26 protein-coding genes and 1 tRNA gene are annotated in these 22264 nt (G+C 34.2%); 8 read left to right on the top strand and 19 right to left on the bottom strand.

The features are described from left to right. Positions 1-79 precede the first annotated feature (79 nt). The 4 genes from ES675_RS02295 to ES675_RS02280 form a co-directional block, all read right to left on the bottom strand. The gene (locus tag ES675_RS02295) at positions 80-736 is read right to left on the bottom strand and encodes an HD domain-containing protein (protein WP_066249162.1); all 657 of its coding nucleotides are present in this window, start codon (positions 734-736) and stop codon (positions 80-82) included. A 67-nt stretch (positions 737-803) separates the two neighbouring features. Then, positions 804-1793 carry an acyl-ACP desaturase gene (locus ES675_RS02290; RefSeq protein WP_066249165.1) on the bottom strand — a complete coding sequence of 330 codons (990 nt, stop codon included), beginning with the start codon at positions 1791-1793 and terminating at the stop codon, positions 804-806. A 12-nt stretch (positions 1794-1805) separates the two neighbouring features. Continuing rightward, a complete protein-coding gene (locus ES675_RS02285; protein ID WP_066249169.1) occupies positions 1806-2543 on the bottom strand; it encodes a lysophospholipid acyltransferase family protein in 738 nt (245 codons plus the stop codon). Between the two features lie 103 nt (positions 2544-2646). Further along, positions 2647-3057, bottom strand: a complete 411-nt coding sequence (locus tag ES675_RS02280; protein WP_066249174.1) for a BrxA/BrxB family bacilliredoxin — start codon at positions 3055-3057, stop codon at positions 2647-2649. Positions 3058-3268: 211 nt separating this feature from the next. On the opposite strand from ES675_RS02280, the gene ES675_RS02275 reads away from it, so the two are divergent. Together ES675_RS02275 and ES675_RS02270 are read left to right on the top strand one after the other, a co-directional pair. Further along, positions 3269-4033, top strand: coding sequence for a TerB family tellurite resistance protein (locus ES675_RS02275; RefSeq protein ID WP_066249181.1), 765 nt, complete (start codon positions 3269-3271; stop codon positions 4031-4033). 68 nt (positions 4034-4101) lie between these two features. Beyond that, the gene (locus ES675_RS02270) at positions 4102-4524 is read left to right on the top strand and encodes a hypothetical protein (protein WP_066249184.1); all 423 of its coding nucleotides are present in this window, start codon (positions 4102-4104) and stop codon (positions 4522-4524) included. 16 nt (positions 4525-4540) lie between these two features. Here the strand turns inward: ES675_RS02270 and ES675_RS02265 are convergent, their stop codons facing one another. The 4 genes from ES675_RS02265 to ES675_RS02250 all read right to left on the bottom strand — a co-directional run bounded on the left by ES675_RS02265 (position 4541) and on the right by ES675_RS02250 (position 8593). After that, positions 4541-5701 carry a metal ABC transporter permease gene (locus tag ES675_RS02265; RefSeq protein WP_066249188.1) on the bottom strand — a complete coding sequence of 387 codons (1161 nt, stop codon included), beginning with the start codon at positions 5699-5701 and terminating at the stop codon, positions 4541-4543. Beyond that, positions 5694-6776 carry a metal ABC transporter permease gene (locus ES675_RS02260; RefSeq protein ID WP_394349076.1) on the bottom strand — a complete coding sequence of 361 codons (1083 nt, stop codon included), beginning with the start codon at positions 6774-6776 and terminating at the stop codon, positions 5694-5696. The genes ES675_RS02265 and ES675_RS02260 overlap by 8 nt, the downstream gene beginning before the upstream one ends. 122 nt (positions 6777-6898) lie before the next feature. Further along, a complete protein-coding gene (locus tag ES675_RS02255) occupies positions 6899-7672 on the bottom strand; it encodes a metal ABC transporter ATP-binding protein (RefSeq protein WP_066249197.1) in 774 nt (257 codons plus the stop codon). 9 nt (positions 7673-7681) lie between these two features. Then, a complete protein-coding gene (locus ES675_RS02250) occupies positions 7682-8593 on the bottom strand; it encodes a metal ABC transporter solute-binding protein, Zn/Mn family (protein ID WP_066249202.1) in 912 nt (303 codons plus the stop codon). Between the two features lie 142 nt (positions 8594-8735). On the opposite strand from ES675_RS02250, the gene ES675_RS02245 reads away from it, so the two are divergent. Together ES675_RS02245 and ES675_RS02240 are read left to right on the top strand one after the other, a co-directional pair. Further along, positions 8736-9392, top strand: a complete 657-nt coding sequence (locus tag ES675_RS02245; RefSeq protein ID WP_066249207.1) for a metal-dependent transcriptional regulator — start codon at positions 8736-8738, stop codon at positions 9390-9392. A 48-nt stretch (positions 9393-9440) separates the two neighbouring features. Further along, entirely contained in the window at positions 9441-9860 is a 420-nt protein-coding gene (locus tag ES675_RS02240) for a hypothetical protein (RefSeq protein ID WP_066249210.1), read from the top strand. Here the strand turns inward: ES675_RS02240 and ES675_RS02235 are convergent. From ES675_RS02235 to ES675_RS02220, 4 genes are all read right to left on the bottom strand, one after another. After that, the gene (locus ES675_RS02235; protein WP_148367216.1) at positions 9857-9997 is read right to left on the bottom strand and encodes a FeoB-associated Cys-rich membrane protein; all 141 of its coding nucleotides are present in this window, start codon (positions 9995-9997) and stop codon (positions 9857-9859) included. The two genes, ES675_RS02240 and ES675_RS02235, sit on opposite strands and share 4 nt — an antisense overlap. A 178-nt stretch (positions 9998-10175) precedes the next feature. After that, positions 10176-12275 carry a ferrous iron transport protein B gene (feoB, locus tag ES675_RS02230; RefSeq protein ID WP_066249214.1) on the bottom strand — a complete coding sequence of 700 codons (2100 nt, stop codon included), beginning with the start codon at positions 12273-12275 and terminating at the stop codon, positions 10176-10178. Then, positions 12272-12502, bottom strand: a complete 231-nt coding sequence (locus ES675_RS02225) for a FeoA family protein (protein ID WP_066249219.1) — start codon at positions 12500-12502, stop codon at positions 12272-12274. The genes feoB and ES675_RS02225 overlap by 4 nt, the downstream gene beginning before the upstream one ends. Positions 12503-12574: 72 nt before the next feature. Next, the gene (locus ES675_RS02220; protein ID WP_066249222.1) at positions 12575-13246 is read right to left on the bottom strand and encodes an SCO family protein; all 672 of its coding nucleotides are present in this window, start codon (positions 13244-13246) and stop codon (positions 12575-12577) included. 113 nt (positions 13247-13359) lie between these two features. Here ES675_RS02220 and ES675_RS02215 point away from each other — a divergent pair, with 113 nt between their 5' ends. The 4 genes from ES675_RS02215 to ES675_RS02200 all read left to right on the top strand — a co-directional run bounded on the left by ES675_RS02215 (position 13360) and on the right by ES675_RS02200 (position 17585). After that, a complete protein-coding gene (locus ES675_RS02215) occupies positions 13360-15297 on the top strand; it encodes a M1 family aminopeptidase (RefSeq protein WP_066249225.1) in 1938 nt (645 codons plus the stop codon). Positions 15298-15370: 73 nt separating this feature from the next. Next, positions 15371-16699 carry an RIP metalloprotease RseP gene (gene rseP / locus ES675_RS02210; protein ID WP_066249228.1) on the top strand — a complete coding sequence of 443 codons (1329 nt, stop codon included), beginning with the start codon at positions 15371-15373 and terminating at the stop codon, positions 16697-16699. Between the two features lie 94 nt (positions 16700-16793). Further along, positions 16794-16867: transfer RNA gene (locus ES675_RS02205), tRNA-Asn, on the top strand. 319 nt (positions 16868-17186) lie between these two features. Beyond that, complete coding sequence (locus tag ES675_RS02200) at positions 17187-17585, top strand: CBS domain-containing protein (protein WP_066249230.1); 399 nt, start codon at positions 17187-17189, stop codon at positions 17583-17585. Between the two features lie 30 nt (positions 17586-17615). Here the strand turns inward: ES675_RS02200 and ES675_RS02195 are convergent, their stop codons facing one another. The 7 genes from ES675_RS02195 to ES675_RS02170 form a co-directional block, all read right to left on the bottom strand. After that, positions 17616-18275 (bottom strand): imm11 family protein, encoded by a 660-nt coding sequence (locus tag ES675_RS02195; RefSeq protein WP_066249234.1) that lies wholly within the window; start codon positions 18273-18275, stop codon positions 17616-17618. 21 nt (positions 18276-18296) lie between these two features. Next, positions 18297-18893: a mobile mystery protein B gene (locus ES675_RS02190; protein ID WP_066249237.1), complete on the bottom strand. Its 597-nt coding sequence runs from the start codon at positions 18891-18893 to the stop codon at positions 18297-18299. After that, the gene (locus ES675_RS02185; protein WP_066249240.1) at positions 18884-19345 is read right to left on the bottom strand and encodes a mobile mystery protein A; all 462 of its coding nucleotides are present in this window, start codon (positions 19343-19345) and stop codon (positions 18884-18886) included. The genes ES675_RS02190 and ES675_RS02185 overlap by 10 nt, the downstream gene beginning before the upstream one ends. 127 nt (positions 19346-19472) lie before the next feature. Continuing rightward, on the bottom strand, positions 19473-20015 hold the full coding sequence (locus ES675_RS02180; protein WP_148367214.1) for a hypothetical protein: 543 nt from the start codon (positions 20013-20015) through the stop codon (positions 19473-19475). 63 nt (positions 20016-20078) lie between these two features. Further along, complete coding sequence (locus ES675_RS02175; protein WP_066249248.1) at positions 20079-21023, bottom strand: retropepsin-like aspartic protease; 945 nt, start codon at positions 21021-21023, stop codon at positions 20079-20081. Positions 21024-21101: 78 nt separating this feature from the next. Further along, a complete protein-coding gene (locus ES675_RS16575) occupies positions 21102-21398 on the bottom strand; it encodes a protein kinase family protein (RefSeq protein WP_231931261.1) in 297 nt (98 codons plus the stop codon). 45 nt (positions 21399-21443) lie between these two features. Beyond that, positions 21444-22091 (bottom strand): phosphotransferase, encoded by a 648-nt coding sequence (locus tag ES675_RS02170; protein WP_231931262.1) that lies wholly within the window; start codon positions 22089-22091, stop codon positions 21444-21446. Between the last annotated feature and the right edge of the window lie 173 nt (positions 22092-22264).

Raw genomic sequence — 22264 nt, 5'->3', positions numbered from 1 at the left:
TATAGAATATTTTAAAACCTGTGAGCAATTTGTTTTCAGGTTTTTTTATGCCATTTAGTAAAATTTTTTTAAATAAAACTTATCGCTTTCCATCCCATTCTGCATAAAATTGTTCTAAAAACCCGACCATAAATTGATGCCGTTTTCCAGCTATTTTTTCACCTGTTTTAGTATTCATGGTGTCTTTAAGGAGTAGTAATTTTTCATAAAAATGATTTATGGTAGGTGCTTTTGATTTCTTGTAAGTGTCTTTATCCATAGTCAAATCAGGCTTGATGTCAGGATTATAAAGTGCCCGATTTTTAAAGCCTCCATAATTAAAAGTTCTAGCAATGCCTATGGCTCCCAACGCATCCAACCGGTCTGCATCTTGAACAACATCCAATTCGGGTGATGTAAAAGATTTACTGGGATCTAAACTTGAACTATATGAAATATGCTTAATAATTTGAACGACATGTTCAATGGTTTTAGAATCTACATTTTCTTTAAACAGAAATTCCCGTGCTATTTTTGGGCCAATAGTTTCATCACCATTATGGAATTTACTATCCGCAATATCATGTAGTAAAGCACCTAAAGCGACAACAAAATTATCTACAGCTTCGTTTTTAGAAATGAGTAGGGCATTTTTATAAACACGCTCTATGTGAAACCAGTCGTGACCACCTTCGGCATCCTGTAATTGCGTTTTTACAAAAGCGATGGTATTTGTTAATGTTTGTTGATTTTTCATTAGTTGATAAAAATAAGAATTCCTTCCAGTAACCTGAAAGGAATTTTAAAAATTAATATTTGAATTATTACTTCAAAGAAGCAGGCTCCACCCACTTAAACTGAAATGAGTTTTCAGGAACTTTCATGCGTTCCGAAAGTCTGGTTAAACGCGAAGGTAGTTTCATGAGGTAATCTCTTGCTTTTTCAGCTTCATCAGACAGATTGGTAATTTTATCAATTTCCCAACGCACTAATAGTTTGTCTAGAATATCTACATAATCCGCTGATGTATAAACACCAATACGCTGTGCTGTGTTTGAAAATTCTTCAAAAGCCGTTCCTATTTTATTTCCAGATTCTCTTAAAAAATGCGCTGGCATCGTGATTTTTAATTTCATCATGTGTTGAAAAGCTAGCATCATCTGATTGGGGTCTACAGCAAAAATACGCTCTACAAACTCACAGTATGCATGATGGTGACGCATTTCATCACCCGAAATAATTTTACACATTTTAGATAGCTGCTTGTTGCCTCTATCTTTGGCCATTTTCGCTACACGATTGTGTGAAATATAAGTTGCCAATTCTTGAAAACTGGTATATAAAAAGTTTTTATAAGGATCACGATCGGTTCCAATATCAAAACCATCAGCAATAAGATGCTGTGTGGTTTTTTCAATTTCTTTCATATTGACACGTCCTGATAAATACAAGTATTTGTTTAGTACATCACCATGACGATTTTCTTCAGCTGTCCAATGACGAACCCATTTACCCCAGGAATTTCGTCCAACTTGATCCACACCTTCCACATCCATTAACCAAGATTCGTAGGTTGGTAAGGCTTCTTCAGTAATCATATCACCAACTAAAACCACCCAAAAATCGTAAGGTAACTCTTTAGAAAGCTCACGGATTTCTTTCACACTTTCTAGAAAATTATCACTTTCAGAATTTGGTAAAAAATCCGATGGCTGCCAAATACTATCAACAGGAATTAAATATTTTTCTATAAGTGCATCCACATCTTTTTCAAGGTGTTGCATGACTTCCAATCGTACGTTTTTTAAAGACATAATGTTGAATTTTTAAAGTTCTATTGCAGAGGCAATTGTGCTTTCAATTTGCTCAATTAGCTTCGTCTTATTCTCAAAGGTAGCTAATTTTATAGGGTTATGAACCGTTAATTTTACATGATTTCCAATTCCCATAGGGAATTTCCCATATTTTAATAGCTTCCAGGAATTGTTAATCGTAATAGGAACTATAACAGCTGACGGGATTTTTTTCAATAAAATTTCGAGTCCTTTTGTTTGAAATGGTTTAGGATGTCCATTTTTACTTCGGGTGCCTTCTGGGAAAATAACAGCTGTACCTTTGGTTTCTTCAATATATTCTCCAAATTTCATCAGTGCCGGAAGTGCTTGTCTTGGGTTTTTTCTGTCGATTAAAACCGATCCACCATGACGTAAATTATAGGACACACTTGGAATACCTCTTCCAAGTTCCTTTTTACTAATAAATTTTGGATTGATCTCGCGTAAATGCCACATAATAGGCGAAATATCATACATGCTTTGGTGATTAGCGACTATAATTATAGGTTGATCTTTAGGAATATCATGATTGTTTGTAAAGGTATAACGCGTCCCTAAAATATTGGTACAACGCATAATGAAAAATTGCAACCAATCCACACTAATTTTATGGGCTTTACGGCCTAGCACATTAAAACAAAACCATTGAATTGGGTGAAAAACAACCAAGGTTAATAAAAAGAAAACGGCATAAATACTCGTTAAAATATAGGCGAAAATTTTTTCCATTTTAATGACATCTAATTAGTACTGCTAAATTACTTTAAACTGTTTCATGCACAAAAAAAAACCACGACAAAATCGTGGTTTAAATTTCAATTAAATGCTTTTTTTAGCAATTTGCGTTGTAAGCATCTTTTAAGTTGTCCGCTATAATTTCTGCTGGACGCCCTTCAATATGATGACGTTCAAGCATGTGTACTAATTCGCCATCCTTAAACAAAGCCATGCAAGGCGAACTTGGAGGAAATGGTACCATGTGCTGACGCGCTTGGTTAACGGCATCCTTATCTACACCTGCAAAAACCGTTACAATATGGTCTGGTTTTTTAGTGTTATCTAAACTCATGCGAGCTCCTGGACGTGCATTGGCTGCTGCACAACCGCATACGGAATTTACAACCACAAGTGTTGTTCCTTCTTTAGCTAAAGCTGCATCGACAGCTTCGGCAGTATGTAATTCTTCAAAACCAATTTTGGTTAAATCTTCACGCATTGGTTTTACTAATTCTGCTGGATACATATATATTCTGTTTTATATGATTAATAAATATTGAATTGCAAAGATACCAATTGTGTAACAAATGCCGTAAGCAATCTACTAACAAATAGTATATTTACCCAAAATTTTTATTTTTAAGAATGGATTTCGTAAACCTAAAAATCCATTCTTTAGTTTTTAGTAGTATTTTAATAGTTTTAGGTTTTTACATAAATAAAAAATTAGCGTTTAAATGAATTTTTCAAAATGGATAGGAGCGGCTATAGGCTGGTCGTTTGGTGGCCCAATAGGTGCTATAATAGGCTTGGCTTTAGGTGGATTAATGGATGTGTTTTCAGATAGAACCGATTTAGATACTATTTTCGGACAAGGACAAAAGGGCGGAACTTATGGTTCACGACCAACAAGAGCTCAAACCCGTTCGGGCGATTTTGAGGTTAGTTTGTTGGTGCTAGCATCGGTGGTGATAAAAGCCGATGGGAAGCAGGACCAACGCGAATTGGATTTTGTACGTCAGCAGTTTGCACACATGTATGGGAAAGAACGTGCCAATCATGCCTTTCAGTTGTTTAAAAACATTAATAAACAGGAAATTCCTGTGCAGCAAGTGTGTTTGCAAATCAGACAAATGATGGATCATCCGTCACGTTTGCAATTATTACATTTTCTTTTCGGAATAGCCAAAGCCGATGGTCATGTAACGGAAGCAGAAGTGAATAAGATTTATACTATTTCAGGCTATTTAGGTATTCGCTCCATAGATTACGAAAGCATAAAAGCTATGTTTTATAATAGCAGTGATAATGCGTATAAAATTTTAGAGATTGAAAAATCGGCAACCGTAACCGAAATAAAAGGGGGTTACCGAAAAATGGCTAAAAAGTATCATCCAGATCGCGTAATTCATTTAGGAAAAGAACACCAATTAGGCGCTGAAGAAAAGTTCCGACAAGTTCAAGACGCATATGAGCAATTGCAGAAGGAGCGTGGGTTTTAGTTTTTATTAATTGTTTAGATTTTTTGTGGTGCAATTATTGTTAACAATCTGTTCAAAATCAACCCATCATGAAACAAATACTATTTTTCGCTTTAATACTTGCCCAAACGACTATCTTTTCTCAAAATGAAGCTATTTCAGGAGCGTATCAATTAGATTTTGAAGCTTCAAACGGAACGTATTCGGAAACTCTGATATTACAGTCAGATGGTAGTTTTAACTTTCATAGCTATAAAAAGCTTGAAGGCATGACTCCACCTGAAACGCATGCCTATGGAAAAGGGACATGGGAATTGAAAAAAAACATCGTTTATTTTACGGCGAATGAAACCGATTTGGATTCAAAATTCACCTTGAATTTGAATAATACGGAAGCTCGATTTAGTACAAAATCGCCTAGAGATGCATCCAATCAGGAAGTACCAACCATGCTTACTATTTTTAAATCTGATGAAGCTGGACTTGTTGGTCGGAAATTAGAAAAGCAATAATCCTATTTTAGATTGACTAACCCCTAAACAAAAAGAAATCATCCTTCATATCTTCAATTTGAGCATCTTCATTGGTGATGATATAATCAATGGCTTGTGTGGTGAAAATATCACCTTTTTCGGTTAAGGAAACAAGCTTATTATCAATAGTAATCATATTGTTTTTTTGAGCTAAATCTAAAACCGTTTTTGCTCGAATTTTTTGCCAATTAATATGTTCGGAAAGATGATTCACATGGCGTTCACTAGCTTCAGTATGGTTTTTTAAATGCAGTAAAAAGGTGAGGAGCGACACTTCAATTTTTTGCTGTTTCTCACGATACATTACAGCAATTAATCCTTTACTTGGAGCAAATAAATACACAACTAAAAATAAAACACCTAACATGGTTGTGATGGATCCGGCAATGGAAGCATCCAACCAATGCGCTAGCCAATAACCAGAAATAGCACTAAAAACGCCAAAAAACATGGATAATGCGAGTAATTTCTTTAAATCAGTTGTCAACAAATAGGCGCTTGCTGCAGGAGCAATCATAAGCGCCACCACTAAAATAGCACCAACAGCATCAAAGGCGCCAACGGTTGTTATTGATGAAACCGTCATGAGTCCATAATGTATAGCTACAGGTGAAAACCCTAAAGATGCCGCCAGTCCAGCATCAAACGTGCTTAATTTGAGTTCTTTAAAAAAGGCGATTAAAAGTCCAATTGTAATTAATAGAATTGTACCAATTACCCAGAGGGATTTCGGGCCAACATCTGTTCCAGAAATAATGAGTCTATCAAAAGGTGCAAACGCTAATTCACCTAATAATACAGCATCTACATCTAGGTGGATGTCATTGGCATTTTTTGCAATCATAATGACACCAATACTAAACAGCGCAGGAAAAACGAGTCCGATAGCTGTGTCTTCTTTTACCAAACCTGTTTTCTGAATTTGCTCAACCAAAATAACCGTAATTACACCAGTTAATGCTGCTAAAAGTATGAGTAATGGCGAATTTAAATCTTGCGTAATAAAAAATCCAACCACTAAACCTGGTAAAATAGAATGACTGATAGCATCACTTATCATAGCCATTTTTCGTAGCACCAAAAAAGTTCCTGGAATGGCACATGCTAATGCAACCAAACTGGCAATGAGCTGTATTTCAAATTGTGCGCTACTCATGTTTTGTAGTTTGTTGGTTGTACAAATTGGAAGCGGTTTCAAAACCTTCATGGGTTAAGCTCCACATGTTTCCATCTAGGGTTACCAAGTTTTTATCGACTAATTTCTGAAGTGTTCCACGTGTAAATCCTTGAAAATTATTCAGAATTTTAATGGTGTGCGGATGCGAAATATTATCATGTGTTTTCGCAATTTGAAACATGAATGCTAATGTTTTATGCTGTTCTAAATCACGACGATTTTTAATAAAGCGGATTTGTCTGAAAAGTAATCCACGACTTGGTGAAAAAATAAAGGAAAACAATACAAACACGGAAGCTACCAAAACAATTACGGGTCCTGTAGATAAGTTGTTTTGACTAGCGCTAATGGCCGTTCCAAAAACACCCGAAAAAGCGCCAAAAATAGCCGCTAAAAAAACCATGGTACTTAAACTATTTGTCCACTGTCGAGCTGCAGCTGCAGGTGCTAAAAGCATGGCACTCATTAAAACCACGCCAACTGTTTGTAGGCCTAAAACAATGGCTACCACGATGAAAGAGGTAATAAGAATATCAATTATTTTTGTATTAAAACCGATGGTTTGTGCATAATCTTTATCGAATAAAAGAATTTTAAATTCCTTCCAAAATAGGAGCAAAACTAATAAGCAAAGCCCAGTAACAATCGCCATCAGCCAAACATCACTTTCCACAAGTGTTGCTGCCTGACCAAATAAATATTTATCCAATCCAGCTTGATTGGCATTGGGTTGTTTTTGAATAAAGGTTAATAAGAGCATGCCAAATCCAAAAAACAAGGATAAAATTAATCCTAAAGCCGTATCTGATTTTAAGTGTGTTTTAGTAACAATTCCACGAATCCAAAACGTTCCGATTAATCCACTGACTAAAGCGCCAAGTAATAAGGTGTTACTGTCTTTGGCTCCTGTAATTAAAAATGCAATGGCAATTCCTGGTAAGGCAGCATGCGAAATGGCATCACCTAGTAAGCTTTGTTTTCGCAATACAGCAAAACTTCCTAGCATACCAGTTACGGCACCCAAAATAGCAGTGCCCAGCGTAATAGTACGCAAGGTGTAATCGTTGATGAGGAGTTCTATGTATTGTGTTAAGTCTATTAGTCTTTAGTTTTTAGGATATGTTTCTATACTTAATTTTGGTATATATCTAAGAGATTCCTGCGTTCGTAGGAATTTTATTTCTGAATACTCACTTTATAATTAATACCATAGGTCTTTGTTAGGTTATCATCATTAAAAATATCTTTAACAGGACCTGTGGCAATTTTTTTCACATTCAAGAAAGTCACCCAATCAAAATATTCAGGAACGGTTTGTAAATCGTGATGTACAACAATGACCGTTTTATTCGCTTTTCGTAAAGCTTTTAGGATGTTGATAATGGCAATTTCAGTTGTAGCATCCACACCTTGAAAGGGTTCATCCATAAAATAAATGGAAGCATCTTGAACGAGTGCTCGCGCTAAAAAAATACGTTGTTGCTGACCACCAGACAGCTGACTAATTTGTCGATTTTTAAAGGCTAACATCCCAACTTGTTCCAAGGCTTCTAAAGATGCTTTTTTCTCCTTTTGCCCTGGTCGTTTAATCCAGCCCAAACTGCCATAAGTTCCCATCATAACAACATCTAAAGCTGTAGTTGGAAAATCCCAATCTACACTTCCTTTTTGTGGAACATACGCTACTAAATCTCGTTGTTTATTATAGGGTTTGCCGTAAATACTTACACTACCAGCAATAGGTTTTAAAATTCCTAAAATGGCTTTGATAAGCGTGGATTTTCCGGCGCCATTTGGGCCAACAATGGCCATAAGCACGCCTTCTGGGATTTCCAAGTCAATATCCCAAAGTACGGGTTTGTAGTTGTAGGCAACGGTTAGATCGTCAACCTGGACGGCCATAACACCAGATGGCTTTGTTGTGTTTTTATTTTCAGATTGTTCCTTCATAGTTAATCGTTACTTTAATGCATTCACAATCGTATTCACATTATAGGTAAACATACCAATATACGTACCTTCCTCTGTGCCTGCATTTCCTAAGGCATCCGAATATAATGTGCCGCCAATTTGAACATCAAAACCTTTTGATTGTACGGCAGCTTGGAGTGCTTCAATAGTACGTTTTGGCACGGAACTTTCTACAAAAATAGCCTTGACTTGTTTGTCAATAATAAAGGTAGCTAAATTTTGAACGTCTTGAACACCAGCTTCGGTAGCAGTTGATAATCCTTGAAGCCCAACAACTTCAAAACCGTAAGCTTGGCCAAAATAATTAAACGCATCATGAGCTGTAACTAGAATTCTTTTGTCTTCTGGTAGTGTGCTGATAGTTGATTTTATATGCATATTTAAAGCCTGTAATTTTTTGAGGTAATCTTCGCCATTCTTTTCGAAAATTGCTTGATGCTCTGGATTCGCTTCTGATAATTTCTTAACGACAAATTGTGTGATTAATTCCCAATTAGTCACATCAAACCAAATATGGGGATCATAATTAGAGGCAAAATATTCAGATCCAATCAGTGTTTTTTTGTCTACTGCATCTGAAACTGCTATGGTATTAATATTTTGACTTCCCATTTTTTCGAAAACTTCAACGAGTTTGCCTTCCAAGTGTAATCCACCATAAAAAATAACATCAGCACGTGCAATTTTGTTTACATCGCCTTCACTTGCTTTATATAAATGCGGATCTACACCGCTTCCCATTAAACCTTCTACGTCTATATAATCGCCACCAATATTTTGAACTAAATCGGTTATCATGGTTGTGGTTGTTACAACTTGCAATTTGGAACTGGTTTCATTCGCGTTTTTACATGAATAAAAAGCCCCCAGAATTACAACGGCAAAAACTAATTTTTTCATAAGTCTAAATTATAGTTGCGAAGGTACTAAAAATTGAGTGTAATTCGGTTTCATTTGTTTTTAAATTATCCATTGATTTAGATTAGTCTAAAAATATTTTTAAAAAGTATAATACTGTATATTTGTTAGATAACACATGTTTATGATTACGTTAACGGAAGAAAATTACATTAAAGCTATTTATCATTTAGGTAAACAAGGTCGCGAGATTGTGAATACCAATGCATTAGCTGAAGCTATGAATACCAAAGCATCATCAGCAACTGATATGATTCGGAAATTAGCGGAAAAGGATTATGCTAATTACAAAAAGTATAAAGGTGTAACGTTAACGGAATCTGGCAAAAAAATTGCGATTAATATTATTAGAAAACACCGACTTTGGGAAGTGTTTTTAGTGGAGAAATTAAATTTCACTTGGGATGAGGTTCACGATTTAGCTGAACAGTTGGAACATATTAAGTCGCAAAAATTAATTGATGAATTGGATGCTTTTTTAGGTCATCCAACTCATGATCCACACGGTGATCCTATTCCAGATAAACATGGCGCGATTACTTTTGTTGAAAAAATAATATTATCGCAAGCACTAGAACATCAGAAATATAGTTGTTTGGGCGTGAATGATAGTTCATCGGAATTTTTACAATATTTAAACAAAAATGATATTGGTTTAGGATCGATTATTGAAGTGATGCATATTGAACCTTTTGATAAATCTATCAGCATTAAGGCTAATGGCAAATTATTAACAGTTTCTCAAAGTGTGGCGAAAAATCTATACTTAAAAAAGCTCTGAAAATTTGGGTGATTTCTAAATTGAAATTTTAAAAAAAATCAAAAAACTATGTTGAAAAAATGCCTCTTCGGATTATGTTTACTAATAGGACTTATTGGTTTTTCACAGGAAAAAGCAAACGCAGAAACACCTTTAATTCTTCAGAAATTATTTTATCAAAAGCGTTTAATAGTTGATGATTATTCGGTTAAATTTAGTGAGGTAATTACAGATTCTCGCTGTCCAAAAGGCGTTACTTGTGTTTGGGCTGGCGAAGTAGTGTTTGAATTAGAAATTTTTAAAGATGGAAAATTAATAAGCACGGAAGTCTTTAAAATTCCGCCAACAAGCTATACAAATCAAGAACGTAAATCTTTATTTATTGAAAGAGAATTAAAACTCTATTTGTACAATGTTCTGCCGTTTCCTGAAGCCGAAAAACGAACTGAAAAAACGGCATATTACGTGCAATTTTCAGGTGTTAATTAGTGGCAGCCACAACCATCGTCACCACCACAATTTTTTGAATTTTTCTTTTTTGGACTCCAAATAAATTTCCGAATCAAAAATAAGATGGCCAGACCCAGAATGGTAAAAGCGATAATATTTTGAATAGTTGAACCCATTTCATTAGAGAATTTTAGTGTGTAATTAAGCTTTACAGTTTAATTAATTTCTTTTTAGTTGCTTTAAATATTATAACCATAAAAGGGTTATTAAGTTATTTTGTTATTCAATTGTTTTCAAGCTAAATAACTATTTTCAACTTATTTGCTCATCAAAAAACTATAAACTTTCAATAGATTATTTTAATAATTGATAGGCAATTAAAGCTACTACATAAGCAAAAACTGTCATGACTACCAATTGCCAAGCTGGCCATTTCCAACTGTTAGTTTCGCGTTTTACAATAGCTAGCGTACTCATACATTGCATGGCAAAGGCATAAAATAGTAACAGTGAAATTCCCGACGCAAAATTAAACAAAGGACCACCTAGAATAGGGTTGACCTCACCAGCCATACGGTTTTTAATAGTTTCTTCTTCATCGCTTCCTACGTTGTAGATGGTGGCTAATGTTCCTACAAAAACTTCACGTGCTGCAAACGAACTGATTAGTGCAATACCTATTTTCCAGTCGTAACCCAATGGACGAATGGCAGGTTCAATAGCACGACCTGTTATACCAATATACGAATGTTCTAATTTATAGGAATCTACATGCTGTTCTAGTTCGGTGTCCGTTAAAACCTCATTGGCATATTGTTCTGTAACAATAGCTTCGGCATTATTGAAATTTTCACCAGGACCATAAGACGCTAAAAACCACAATACAATAGAAATCGCCAATATTATTTTACCAGCACCAAACACAAAAGATTTTGTTTTCTCCAGAACCGTTATGGCAACATTTTTAAATAGTGGTAGTTTATAATTAGGCATTTCTACCACAAAAAATGTTTTGCTTTTTATGTTAAGAATCTTATTTAAAATCCAAGCGGAACCAACAGCTGCGCCAAAACCTATTAAGTATAGTAGCATTAACGTTAAGGCTTGAAAACTTAACCCTAGAAAACGACCCTCCGGAATTACGAGCGCAATAATGATTAAGTAAACGGGTAATCTTGCCGAACAGGTAGTAAAAGGTGTGACTAAAATGGTAATTAACCGCTCTTTCCAACTTTCAATATTCCGGGTTGCCATAATTGCTGGAATGGCACATGCTGTACCAGAAATTAATGGAACAACACTTTTTCCACTTAATCCAAATCTTCGCATAACACGATCCATTAAAAAGACCACACGACTCATATAACCACTTTCTTCCAGAATGGAAATAAAGAGGAATAAAAAGGCAATTTGTGGAATAAATATTACAATACCGCCAATTCCCGGAATAATACCTTCAGAAATTAAATTGGTTAGCGTGCCTTCTGGCATCACATTTTTTGTCCATTCGCTTAAAGAAGCAAAGGAGCTATCAATAAAATCCATTGGAATGCTGGACCAATCATAGATTGCTTGAAAAATAGTTAGAAGGATAAACCCAAAAATAACATAACCCCAAACTTTATGTGTCAAGATACGATCCAAACGGATGCGTAAATCTTTAGCCGTATTTAAGTCTATGGTTTGTCCTTTTTTCAGTGTATTATTAATAAACTGATAGCGCTTTATTGTCTCTTTTTGTTGAAGGCGCTTTAAATCGGTATTGGTTTTTGTTTTAAAATCGGCAACGGCATCAATCGTGTTCCGGTCCATTTTTCCAAAGTTTACATCCTGTGTTATTACTAACCACAATTTGTATAACAGCTGATTTGGAAATGCTTTTTGTAGATTATCAAAATAGACCTTATCTATTTCCGAGGCCTTCATACATGGCTCACTTGATAAGTCTCTATAATTTGCAATTAATTCTTTAAGTTCCGAGATACCTTTCTTTTTTCGGGTACTAATAAGAGCAATTTTGGTATTTAGTTGCTCTTCTAAATAGGGTATGTCTAGACTTATTCCTTTGTAATCCATTCTATCAGCCATGTTAATAGCAAGAATAGTTGGAATTTGAAGGTCTTTAATTTGTGTAAATAGCAACAGGTTTCGTTTGATGTTTTCTACATCGCACACAACGACAGCAACATCAGGAAAATCTTTATCGTTTTTATTGAGAAGCAATTCAATAACCACATTTTCATCTAAGGACGAGGCATTTAAACTGTAGGTTCCAGGTAAATCTATAATATGGGCTTTAACACCACGCGGTAGTTTACAAATCCCTTCTTTTTTTTCAACCGTAATACCAGGGTAATTACCAACTTTTTGGTTTAAACCGGTTAATGCATTAAAAACAGACGTTTTTCCTGTGTTAGGATTCCCTATTAATGCAACATTAATTTGCTTGCTCATCTAGAAATTTCTATTTGAATGTGAATGGCTGTTTCTTTTCGGATTGCCAAATGACTTCCGTTAATGTTTAAATACATCGGATCAGCAAAAGGTGCCATCTGAACTAGCTCAACGGTATTACCTGGAAGGCAACCCATTTCTAATAGTTTTAGGGGAATATGTACAGAGGACACATCGACAATAATGCCTATTTCACCACGTTTTATTTCTGCTAAAGTCACCTGCAAGCTTATTTAGATTGATTTTAAAGAAGCAAAAATAATGTAAAAAGTTAGGGTAAAAAAATTGTGCTAATAAAACTATTCAGAATCTTTCTTTAATATATGAATATCAGCAATTAAGCGTTTAATTTCTTCTGGTTTGGTGCCGTCATAAAAGCCGCGAATTTGCCGTTTTTTATCAATAAGCATGAAGTTTTCAGTATGAATCATGTCATAAGGATCAAAACCTTCCACATCTTTTACAGCCAAATAGCTTTTTCTTGCTAGGTCATAAATTTGTTTTTTATCACCTGTTACTAAATTCCATCGGGAATCATCAACACCTTTTTTTAGTGCATATTTTTTTAATTGAGCTACCGAATCAATTTCGGGTGTAACCGTATGTGATAGCAACATAACATCTGGTTCATCTTTCAGTTCTTTTTGAATGTAAACCATATGATCCGTCATAATCGGGCAAATGGTTTGGCAGGTTGTAAAAAAGAAATCAGCTACATAAATTTTATTCTCATAATTAGCTTGTGTTACAGTTTCGCCATTCTGATTAGTTAAACTGAAATCAGCAATTTTATGATATTTTTTTTTGTATTGAATGGTACTATCTACTAATTCAAAATTAACCATAGCAGGTTGATAAATTGGCAATGGTTTCTGGACATTTAAAATATTGTAAATAACGGCCATGATTATAATTGAAATAGTCAGGAAAACGATAGCAAAATACTTGTAGTCTTTAAAAAATGACAGCATACTGAATGTTTTTGAGGTCTGTTAATAGAACAATTCTGATGCAAAATTACAACAGAATAGAGATTTAAGTGGTATTTTTAACATTCAATATTATTTTAGTTAAAAACCCACACATGAAACCGTATTTATTTGCCCTATTATTTTTGGTCTCAACACCATTTATGGCGCAGGATTATATAAAATCCTTCAATAAAATTCAAGAGGCTGAAGCCAAAATGGCCTTAAAAAAAATGAATCAACGCTTTAGCCTGAATACGGGCAATTATGATGTAAAATATCATCGATTAGATTTAACGCTTGATCCAGCTGTTGCATTTATTTCAGGAGATGTTACCACATATTTTGAAGCGAAGGAAGCCTTATCACAAATTACATTTGAGTTAACAGATAATATGACGGTATCTCAAGTTACGCAGCGTGGAACTAGTTTGGCTTTTATTCACAATTCTGCTGATGAAGTGGTTATTACCTTACCGCAAATTCAAAATACAGGTGTTTTAGATTCATTGACGATTACCTATTCTGGAAATCCGGAAAGTTCAGGTTTTGGTTCATTTGAACAAACTACACATAGTGGGACACCAGTAATTTGGACGCTTTCAGAGCCTTATGGCGCAAAAGGTTGGTGGCCATGCAAACAGGATTTAATTGATAAAATAGATTCTATTGATGTTTATATAACCACGCCTCAATTTACACCAAATAATGAGGAATATGTATCTGTTTCCAATGGATTGGAAATTAGCCAAACTGTTTCTGGAAATTTAAAAACCACAAGGTTTAAGCATAATTATCCTATTCCTGCTTACTTAATTGCTATTGCAGCTACCAATTATACGGTGTATTCTCACGAAGTAGCTAATAATGGTGCGCCGTTTGATATAGTAAATTATGTGTACCCTGAAAATTTAGCCTATGCACAAGCGAGCACACCGATAACAGTAGATATTATGAATGTGTTTTCAAACCTTTTTGAAAGCTATCCATATGCCGATGAAAAATATGGTCATGCCCAATTTGGTTGGGGAGGCGGTATGGAGCATACAACGGTTTCATTTATGGGAAGTTTTGGTCAAAACCTGATAGCACATGAATTGGCGCATCAGTGGTTTGGAAATAAAGTTACCTGTGGCAGCTGGAAAGATATTTGGTTGAATGAAGGCTTTGCAACTTACCTAAGTGGTCTGGCTATTGAGAATATTGATGGAAACGCAGAATTTCGCGCTTTTAAAACAGGTCTGGTGGCTTCTATTACATCACAACCTGGAGGTGCGGTATATTTATCAGATTCAGACACCACGAGTGTTAACCGTATTTTTAGTAGTCGGTTAAGTTATAATAAAGGGTCTATGGTTGTGCACATGCTTCGGAAAAAACTCGGAGACGTGCCATTTTTTCAAGCTATGAATGATTATTTAAGTCATCCAGATCATGCCTATGCATATGCCAAAACAGATGAATTTATTAATATTGTTGAAACATCGTCCGGTGAGGATTTAACCGAGTTTTTTAGCGATTGGATTTACAATCAAGGTTATCCAACTTATACAGTAACGTGGAATCAACCTTCTTCAACTTCGGTGTATTTAAATGTATCGCAAGTACAAAGTCATGCGTCTGTCAACTTTTTTGAGGTACCAGTTCCTGTCCGATTTGTCGGCACCAATGGCGAAACGCTAGATGTTATATTAGATAATACGAGTAATAGTCAAGGTTTTCTAAAAACAGTCAATTTCACGGTTGCTGACGTGCTTTTTGATCCTGAAAGCGATATTATATCAAAAAACAATTCGGTAACACTATCAACGGAAAACTTTGCGTTAGAGGCTGATTTAATGGTGTATCCGAATCCAACTTCCAATATGGTTCATATTCAAAAGCCAGAAAGCTTGCAGATTAAAAACGTGAAAATTTACAATGCATTAGGGCAGCTATTGGAAACTAATTCTTGGAGCTCTAGTATAGATTTTTCCGGCTATGCTTCTGGAATACTATTTGTTAAGTTTGAAACGAGTAGGGGTATTATAAACAAAACCGTGTTAAAAAAATAGCAATAAATCGCTTATAGTTTTCTAAATGGTGTTAAAACACTACTTTTGTGCGCTATAAAAAGAAGAATCTCTTATGACAATTATATTAATAAAGGCAGCACAATTATTTTTAAGTCTGTCTATTCTTATTGTTTTACACGAATTAGGTCATTTTATTCCTGCAAAATTATTCGGAACACGTGTAGAAAAGTTCTACTTGTTTTTCGATATTAAGTTTTCATTATTCAAGAAAAAAATTGGCGATACCGTTTACGGAATCGGTTGGTTACCATTAGGTGGTTACGTAAAAATTGCTGGAATGATTGATGAAAGCATGGATAAAGAGCAAATGGCACAACCACCACAACCGTGGGAGTTTAGAACCAAGCCAGCATGGCAACGTTTAATAATTATGCTTGGTGGTGTATTTGTAAACTTCGTATTAGGTTTTGTTATTTACATGATGATTTTGTTTGTTTGGGGAACAGACTATACCACTAAAGACGATATTAAATATGGTTTTGGCGTTACTAAAACTATGGAACAATACGGTTTCCAGCAAGGTGATAAAATAGTATCTGTAGATGGTAAACCTTTTTCTGAAGTTACAGATATTACCTCCCACTTACTATTTAGAGATGTTAAAGAAATACAAGTAGAGCGTGCATCAGGAGCTACAGAAACGCTAACATTGCCAGAAGATATAGGAACGCAGTTGTTTGAGGCTGGCGATTTACCTGCCATGGCACCACGGACACCGTTTGTATTAGATTCTATCGTGCCAGATTCTCCAGCTGAAAAAGCAGGACTATTGGTTACTGATAAATTAATTAATATTAATGGAATAGAAATTAATTACTTAACGGATTTATCCTTTGTGCTTAAAAACACGCAAGCCCCAGAGGTGAGTCTTGTTGTAGAACGTAATGGCGAAAACGAAATTTTAAAAGTAACTCCAAGTGAGGATGCTACTATTGGTATAATAACCAAAGGAACAGATCCAGACTACGTAAAAATTAACCACAAGGATTATTCCTTTGGCGAAAGTGTTACCAAAGGAGCCTCATTAGGATATTGGACTATTAAGGATTATTTAGCACAGTTTAAATACATATTCACCAAAAAAGGTGCAGCTCAAGTGGGCGGATTTGCAGCCATTGGAAATATGTTCCCACCATCATGGAACTGGAAAGCTTTTTGGGCTATTACAGCTTTCCTATCTATTATGTTAGGTGTTTTAAATTTATTACCGATTCCTGCCTTAGATGGCGGTCATGTCATGTTTTTAATTTATGAAATGATCTCAGGCAGAAAACCAGGCGATAAGTTTATGGAGTATGCGCAACTAGTTGGTTTCATACTACTTATATCCTTGGTATTGTTTGCAAATGGAAATGATATTTACAAAGCGATTTTTGAATGACAATAAAGATGAGAAATTTTTTCAGAAAAAATCAAATCTTGTTTTGTTGTAATTAAAAATATATATATATTTGCGCTCGCAAAAGCGATAACACTCCTCCTTAGCTCAGTTGGTTAGAGCATCTGACTGTTAATCAGAGGGTCCTTAGTTCGAGCCTAAGAGGAGGAGCACAGTTAGACAAAGCCTTTACAGAAATGTAAGGGCTTTTGTTTTTTAGGTAGGTCAAACATAGGTCGAACATTTGAATGATAAACGACCCAAAACGTCTCTACTTGGATAAACACCCTAAAACTACAAATTGTGGATGCAGAAAACTAAAAAGACTAAAAAGTGTTTTTAGTTGCTACTTCTTTATTTTCTACATAGTCTATTCGTCTGAATATGATTAATATCATTTGAATTAGGTACATATAATCTTATTTTTACAATTAAAGTAAGTGGATGGTTACTTCTGCTTATAGCATTATAAATTTGAAAACATGAGTTTATGAGAAAACAAGTAAAAGACTTTATGTCAACGCCTGTTATTACAGCTAAAGGAGAAAACAGTGTTATTGAAGTAAGAGCGCTAATGAAGGATCAAGGAATTAATTCTATTCCAATTATATCCTATTCAAAAGACACATTAGATACGGAAATGATTATTCGCGGTATTGTAACCACGACGGATATGAATAGAGATGTTCAAGAAAGCACGACTGTGGAAGATGTCATGACATCGTCTAGAGTTCATGTTGTCCATGTAAATTCAAGCGCTAATGCGGCCGCTAAAATGATGTTAAGGCATGACGTGCACCACATGGTAGTAATGGACGAAGGAAATATAGTAGGAATGATTAGTTCTTTGGATTTTGTGAAACTGGTTGCAGAATATTCTTTGGAATAAACGTTTGCTTGTTTTTAACGGAGTTCTTTGTTACCTAATGCTGGTTTTTAATTTTTCCATTTCAGATTTCTGTTTGTCAGTCAGGGGTATTTGGTGTAGTTCAATTGCCAATGTTGGCTCATTTAGGTTTTCAAAATTAATATTCTTTATTTTTTCTTTTTGAAATAGGTTTACAACTTTTTGTGAGCAAAAACGATGCATAGTTGAATTTCCTTCTTCATCTGGGTTACTCATAAATAAATCAGAATCGTCACAGGAATCATCGTTAAAATAAAAACCTTTAATGTGAGGTCTGGTGTACACTCCAATTTTGCTTAATACTATTGAGCTTTTAGAATAATCTCGATGGCCACAGCGTCCAGTTATAATAAGTCCGAAAAAATTTTGGTCAATCAATTCATTCTTTTTTGAGCGAATTTCAACATTGTATGTTTTCCAACCTGTAATTCCATTTGATTTAAATAACCTAATTACTCTTTCGCTAACTATTAACGGAAAAGCATTAGTTGTCCAAATTATATCATAAAGGGTTTGTCCACCCATTGAATGTTTTACCGTAACCGTTTCTGTTATGTGTTTTTCTCCTCTTGAAATTTCAGGTTCAGCCAAATCAAAATTTTCAATAACACCTCTAAATGGTCGATTAGAATAAGATTCTCTAATCTGAAATATTTTGTTGTAGTTCAGCATCTTTTTCAGTTTAAGCTAGTTTTAGTTCTTTGCAAATTCAATTAACGATGTAAAATTGCCATTATCAGCTTCTCTCAAGGATTTTAAATACTTATTTCGTGTTTCGCTAGCTTTTACCGTATTTGATTGATTCCAAGAAAATATGACATTCCCGAATATGGGTTCCATAATAATGTCAGCCATCATTCGAGAATGTCTTCCATTTCCATTTGGAAAGCAATGAATGGATACTATACGATGTTTAAATCTTATAGCTAGTTCTTCAGGCGGAAAAGTTTTGTATTCTATCCTGTATTTCGTGTTGTCCAGTAAATTTTTTAATTCAATTCCAATTTGTGTCCACGGGATTCCAATGTTTTTTTCAGTCATTCTGAATTCACCTGCCCATTTCCATACATCGCCATACATTCTTTTATGTAAGTCTTTTACAAATTTTTCGGTTAAAATTTTTTCAGGTTTTAATTTTGTATGAATAGTCCATTCGACAGCTTTTTCAATATTCAATTGCTCAAATTCATCTAGTTCTCCTTGAATAGTAATTGACTTTATTTTAAGACCCTCCTTTTCAACTTCGTCTAAAGGTGTTTGCCCTACTTTATAATCAAATTCTAATCCCATAATGATTTTTTCATCTCGCTTTTTATTTCACTAGCCAGTTCCTTTATGGTTTTAGCTAGTTTTTCATCGCCAATTCCTTGGCCTTCTAATTTCATATTTTGATTGGTCCTTAAGACAATCTTTCTGGCCAGTTTTTCTGCTTTTATTTCAACTAAATCGTTGATGGTTCCGTTTATTGGCACTAGTGCATATACTAATTTTAAATTCAGTGCATGGGCTACATCTTTTAAAGAGTTGAGAGTTATGGAACCATTAGCTTCACGTTCTTCAATCCTTTTTACACCTTGTCGTGTTATATTTAATTTGGCACCAAGTTGTGCCATTGTCATATTGAGTGATGTTCTAATTGTATTTATCCATCCACGTTGTGGAACCAAGATCTTTCGGGTTTCAGCGAATGGATGAAGCTTTTGGTCTAACTGCTCAATTAAAAGTTTGTGCTTATTTCTCATTTTTTGTAAAGCTTTAAGTTTACAATAAATAAAAAAAGTAAACAATTAGGTTTACTTTTTAGTGGTTCTGTTAAATTTAATCCAACGATTTTGTGAATGAAAAGTGCAGATTTTTGAAACGAAAATCTTACCCACTATTTTTTAAATCAAAGTTTGGGCTGTACAGTTCATAATCCAAGTTTAAGTTTTTGGTTAAAAATGCCACTATTAATTCCGCGTTTTTTAATTTTTTTGATCCAATTAATTCTGTTTTTTCCGTGTGAGACTTGTCTAATAAATAGGTGTAGAATTTATAATAATTGTTTACGCCTTGAGGCGCTACTAATCCTACTGTAGGCATGCCATGAGCACCTTGTGATTTTAGGATTGAAACGATAGGTTTATTTTTTAAATCTATAGGTTGTTTGTAGATTAAACGGCCAAAAACAAAATATCCTTTATACAGTTTATTGGCATTAATTATTAGTCCTAATTTAGAAACTATAATTGCTACCATTCCCAGAATATAAAAAGTTAGAAGTAATGGCGTAAAGAGTTCAATCGTATCTTTAAATGTATAATTTATGTTTCTAGTTATAAAATATATCGAAATCCCGATTGCCAAAATTACAGACACATGTATTTTTTGGATAAGATTTAAATTATATTCGACTATGATTTTCTTATTCATGTATGATTCTGTTGCAGGACATGTTGCTGTATTTTACAACCGTACTTTATAATACGATGTTTTTTATTCCAAATTGGTGTTTTCTGTATTTTCTATCAACTTTATTTTTTTGCTTTTCCAATTTAGAATAACCCGATAATTTCTAAAAAACTCTAAACCAAACAATTGATTAAAATATTGCTCTGAATATACCTTTTCCTTTTTTAGAGTCGAATTTCCGAATTCTATTTCATTAATTAGTCCTCTATAAGATGCTCTTGTTATATCTTGTTTTCCATAAATTCCAACAATACCATGTGTATTGGACTTTGTGAAATCTGAAATTTGACCATTTTCTTTTTGCTTTTCAAATTCAGAAAATGGCATCACAATACCGCCATTATACCCAAAATCTACAGTAAAATTCCAAACTTTTTTTCCGTTTATTTTACACGCAACAGCAGGTATTCCTGCATAACCAATAAATAATTTATTCTCAACTATTTCTTCAGGTAAGCTTAATTTAGCTTCGTTGTCAGTTATAGTAATTTGTTTTTTATTAAAATCAATATCCCAAATAGCGTGTTGCATTAAATTTGACCCAATAAATCCGTCAACATTCATATCAGACCAAACTGCTACAGAGTTAAAATCATTTATTAAGGCTGCTGTTCCAACAAAATCAAGTGTTCCAATTTTAATGGAATCTATTCTTGCATATTGGTTAGTCTGTTTTTTATTAAAAACATCAGAAGCTTTTACGGAATCAATAACCTTTAAATTTAAACTTTTAGCCAGTTCTTTTGATACAAGATTGGGTGTTCCTGTATCTAAAATGAAATTATAATCCTTATTTTTTATTTTTGCTTGTACAATTATGAATCCATTTCTTAACTCTAAAGGTAAAGTAACTTTAAAATTTTCTTCCGATGTTTTTCCTTCGTTAAGATATTTTACGGCTTTACTAACGGTACAGCTATTTATTAAAACAACTAGTATACAATAAAGAAACACTTTTGCTATTTTCATATTTTTGTAAACACACTTTTTTCAACTTCGAATAACATTCAAATAAAAATCTTATCCCAAGTACATATACCAACAAATCTAAACGATTTTTTGCATTTTATTATAATCTATCCACGTTTCTATTCGGCCAACAAACATGTTTAAATAATTTTTGGTTAAAAATATATTGGACCAATCAAAGCGTTGGGCTTGTACACCCAAATAATATATGAAAATGGCGGTTCCTGCTTCTGGAATTAATTGCAATGCTGTTTCAGATAAAGGTCTTACACTTTGGTAACCGCTTAAAAAACTATGTAATTTTAATTGATATTGGTCCTTATCCGGCTCAATAAAAAAGAGCTGTTTACAGAAATACCCAACATCCAAAATCAATAAGCCATTTCCACAATTATCAAAGTCGAAAATAGTAATATCCGTTTACGCAGCTACATTCAAGTTATCATACCAAATATCCAAATGAACAATACCTTGTGGTAACGCGGACGTATCAATTTCGTTGAATGTTTTTGATAAATTTTGTCCCAAGTTTTTAAGAATCTTCATAGCATCATTTGTGTCAGGAAAAAATGAATTTAAATGCTTGTATGATGTGTGCAATAGTGTACTGGAATCGTAATGAATGCGGTCTATTTTCTGGCCTTCGGTTTCATTATGAATTTTTGCCATAATTTCGCCAATAGCAAAACAGGTGTCTGGTTTCATAACGCGAATTTTGTCACCTTTGGCAAAGGAAAAAAGTACCACATGGCGCAGTCCTTCTGGTGCTTGAATGTCTTGAATTACGTTCCCATTTTTGTCAGCAATAGGAAATGAAACCGAAAGGTTGTTGTTTTTAAGTTGGTTTAATAAACGTAACTCTTCCTGAATTTCCGTTTTTGTTCGCCAGTTATAACAGTAAACCCGAATAACAAAAGTGGTTTGCCCATCTGTAATAAAGTAGGTGTGGTTTAAACCTGTTCGGTATAACTTACAGCTAAAATTTGCCGCTAGTTGATACGTGTCTTTTATAAAGTTGCCTAAAGCGGTTTCAGATAGGGTTGAGGCAGAAACAGGAAGCGTGGTCATGTGGTGGTTTTATTGCAGATTACAGAACATGAAATTTATAGGTACATGTTACAGTTTTTAAAAATAATAATTAAAAGCTATTAGAGTACATTTTTCTTCTGAAAAGATGCGTGCGTTAGGTGTAATAGCTAGATGTATATCAACAATATATATTAAAATCTTTTAATCTAAAA

The sequence above is a fragment of the Algorimicrobium algoritergicola genome (assembly GCF_008086165.1).
In the GTDB taxonomy this organism is placed as follows: domain Bacteria; phylum Bacteroidota; class Bacteroidia; order Flavobacteriales; family Flavobacteriaceae; genus Algorimicrobium; species Algorimicrobium algoritergicola.
This window is presented reverse-complemented; position numbering and strand designations above follow the sequence as displayed.

Excerpts from the sequence above, each read along its gene's own strand:
- ES675_RS02295 (WP_066249162.1), bottom strand. The coding sequence starts at position 736 with ATGAAAAATCAACAAACATTAACAAATACCATCGCTTTTGTAAAAACG.
- ES675_RS02290 (WP_066249165.1), bottom strand. The coding sequence starts at position 1,793 with ATGTCTTTAAAAAACGTACGATTGGAAGTCATGCAACACCTTGAAAAA.
- ES675_RS02285 (WP_066249169.1), bottom strand. The coding sequence starts at position 2,543 with ATGGAAAAAATTTTCGCCTATATTTTAACGAGTATTTATGCCGTTTTC.
- ES675_RS02280 (WP_066249174.1), bottom strand. The coding sequence starts at position 3,057 with ATGTATCCAGCAGAATTAGTAAAACCAATGCGTGAAGATTTAACCAAA.
- ES675_RS02275 (WP_066249181.1), top strand. The coding sequence starts at position 3,269 with ATGAATTTTTCAAAATGGATAGGAGCGGCTATAGGCTGGTCGTTTGGT.
- ES675_RS02270 (WP_066249184.1), top strand. The coding sequence starts at position 4,102 with ATGAAACAAATACTATTTTTCGCTTTAATACTTGCCCAAACGACTATC.
- ES675_RS02265 (WP_066249188.1), bottom strand. The coding sequence starts at position 5,701 with ATGAGTAGCGCACAATTTGAAATACAGCTCATTGCCAGTTTGGTTGCA.
- ES675_RS02255 (WP_066249197.1), bottom strand. The coding sequence starts at position 7,672 with ATGAAGGAACAATCTGAAAATAAAAACACAACAAAGCCATCTGGTGTT.
- ES675_RS02250 (WP_066249202.1), bottom strand. The coding sequence starts at position 8,593 with ATGAAAAAATTAGTTTTTGCCGTTGTAATTCTGGGGGCTTTTTATTCA.
- ES675_RS02245 (WP_066249207.1), top strand. The coding sequence starts at position 8,736 with ATGATTACGTTAACGGAAGAAAATTACATTAAAGCTATTTATCATTTA.
- ES675_RS02240 (WP_066249210.1), top strand. The coding sequence starts at position 9,441 with ATGTTGAAAAAATGCCTCTTCGGATTATGTTTACTAATAGGACTTATT.
- ES675_RS02235 (WP_148367216.1), bottom strand. The coding sequence starts at position 9,997 with ATGGGTTCAACTATTCAAAATATTATCGCTTTTACCATTCTGGGTCTG.
- feoB (WP_066249214.1), bottom strand. The coding sequence starts at position 12,275 with ATGAGCAAGCAAATTAATGTTGCATTAATAGGGAATCCTAACACAGGA.
- ES675_RS02220 (WP_066249222.1), bottom strand. The coding sequence starts at position 13,246 with ATGCTGTCATTTTTTAAAGACTACAAGTATTTTGCTATCGTTTTCCTG.
- ES675_RS02215 (WP_066249225.1), top strand. The coding sequence starts at position 13,360 with ATGAAACCGTATTTATTTGCCCTATTATTTTTGGTCTCAACACCATTT.
- rseP (WP_066249228.1), top strand. The coding sequence starts at position 15,371 with ATGACAATTATATTAATAAAGGCAGCACAATTATTTTTAAGTCTGTCT.
- ES675_RS02200 (WP_066249230.1), top strand. The coding sequence starts at position 17,187 with ATGAGAAAACAAGTAAAAGACTTTATGTCAACGCCTGTTATTACAGCT.
- ES675_RS02195 (WP_066249234.1), bottom strand. The coding sequence starts at position 18,275 with ATGCTGAACTACAACAAAATATTTCAGATTAGAGAATCTTATTCTAAT.
- ES675_RS02190 (WP_066249237.1), bottom strand. The coding sequence starts at position 18,893 with ATGGGATTAGAATTTGATTATAAAGTAGGGCAAACACCTTTAGACGAA.
- ES675_RS02185 (WP_066249240.1), bottom strand. The coding sequence starts at position 19,345 with ATGAGAAATAAGCACAAACTTTTAATTGAGCAGTTAGACCAAAAGCTT.
- ES675_RS02180 (WP_148367214.1), bottom strand. The coding sequence starts at position 20,015 with ATGAATAAGAAAATCATAGTCGAATATAATTTAAATCTTATCCAAAAA.
- ES675_RS02175 (WP_066249248.1), bottom strand. The coding sequence starts at position 21,023 with ATGAAAATAGCAAAAGTGTTTCTTTATTGTATACTAGTTGTTTTAATA.
- ES675_RS02170 (WP_231931262.1), bottom strand. The coding sequence starts at position 22,091 with ATGACCACGCTTCCTGTTTCTGCCTCAACCCTATCTGAAACCGCTTTA.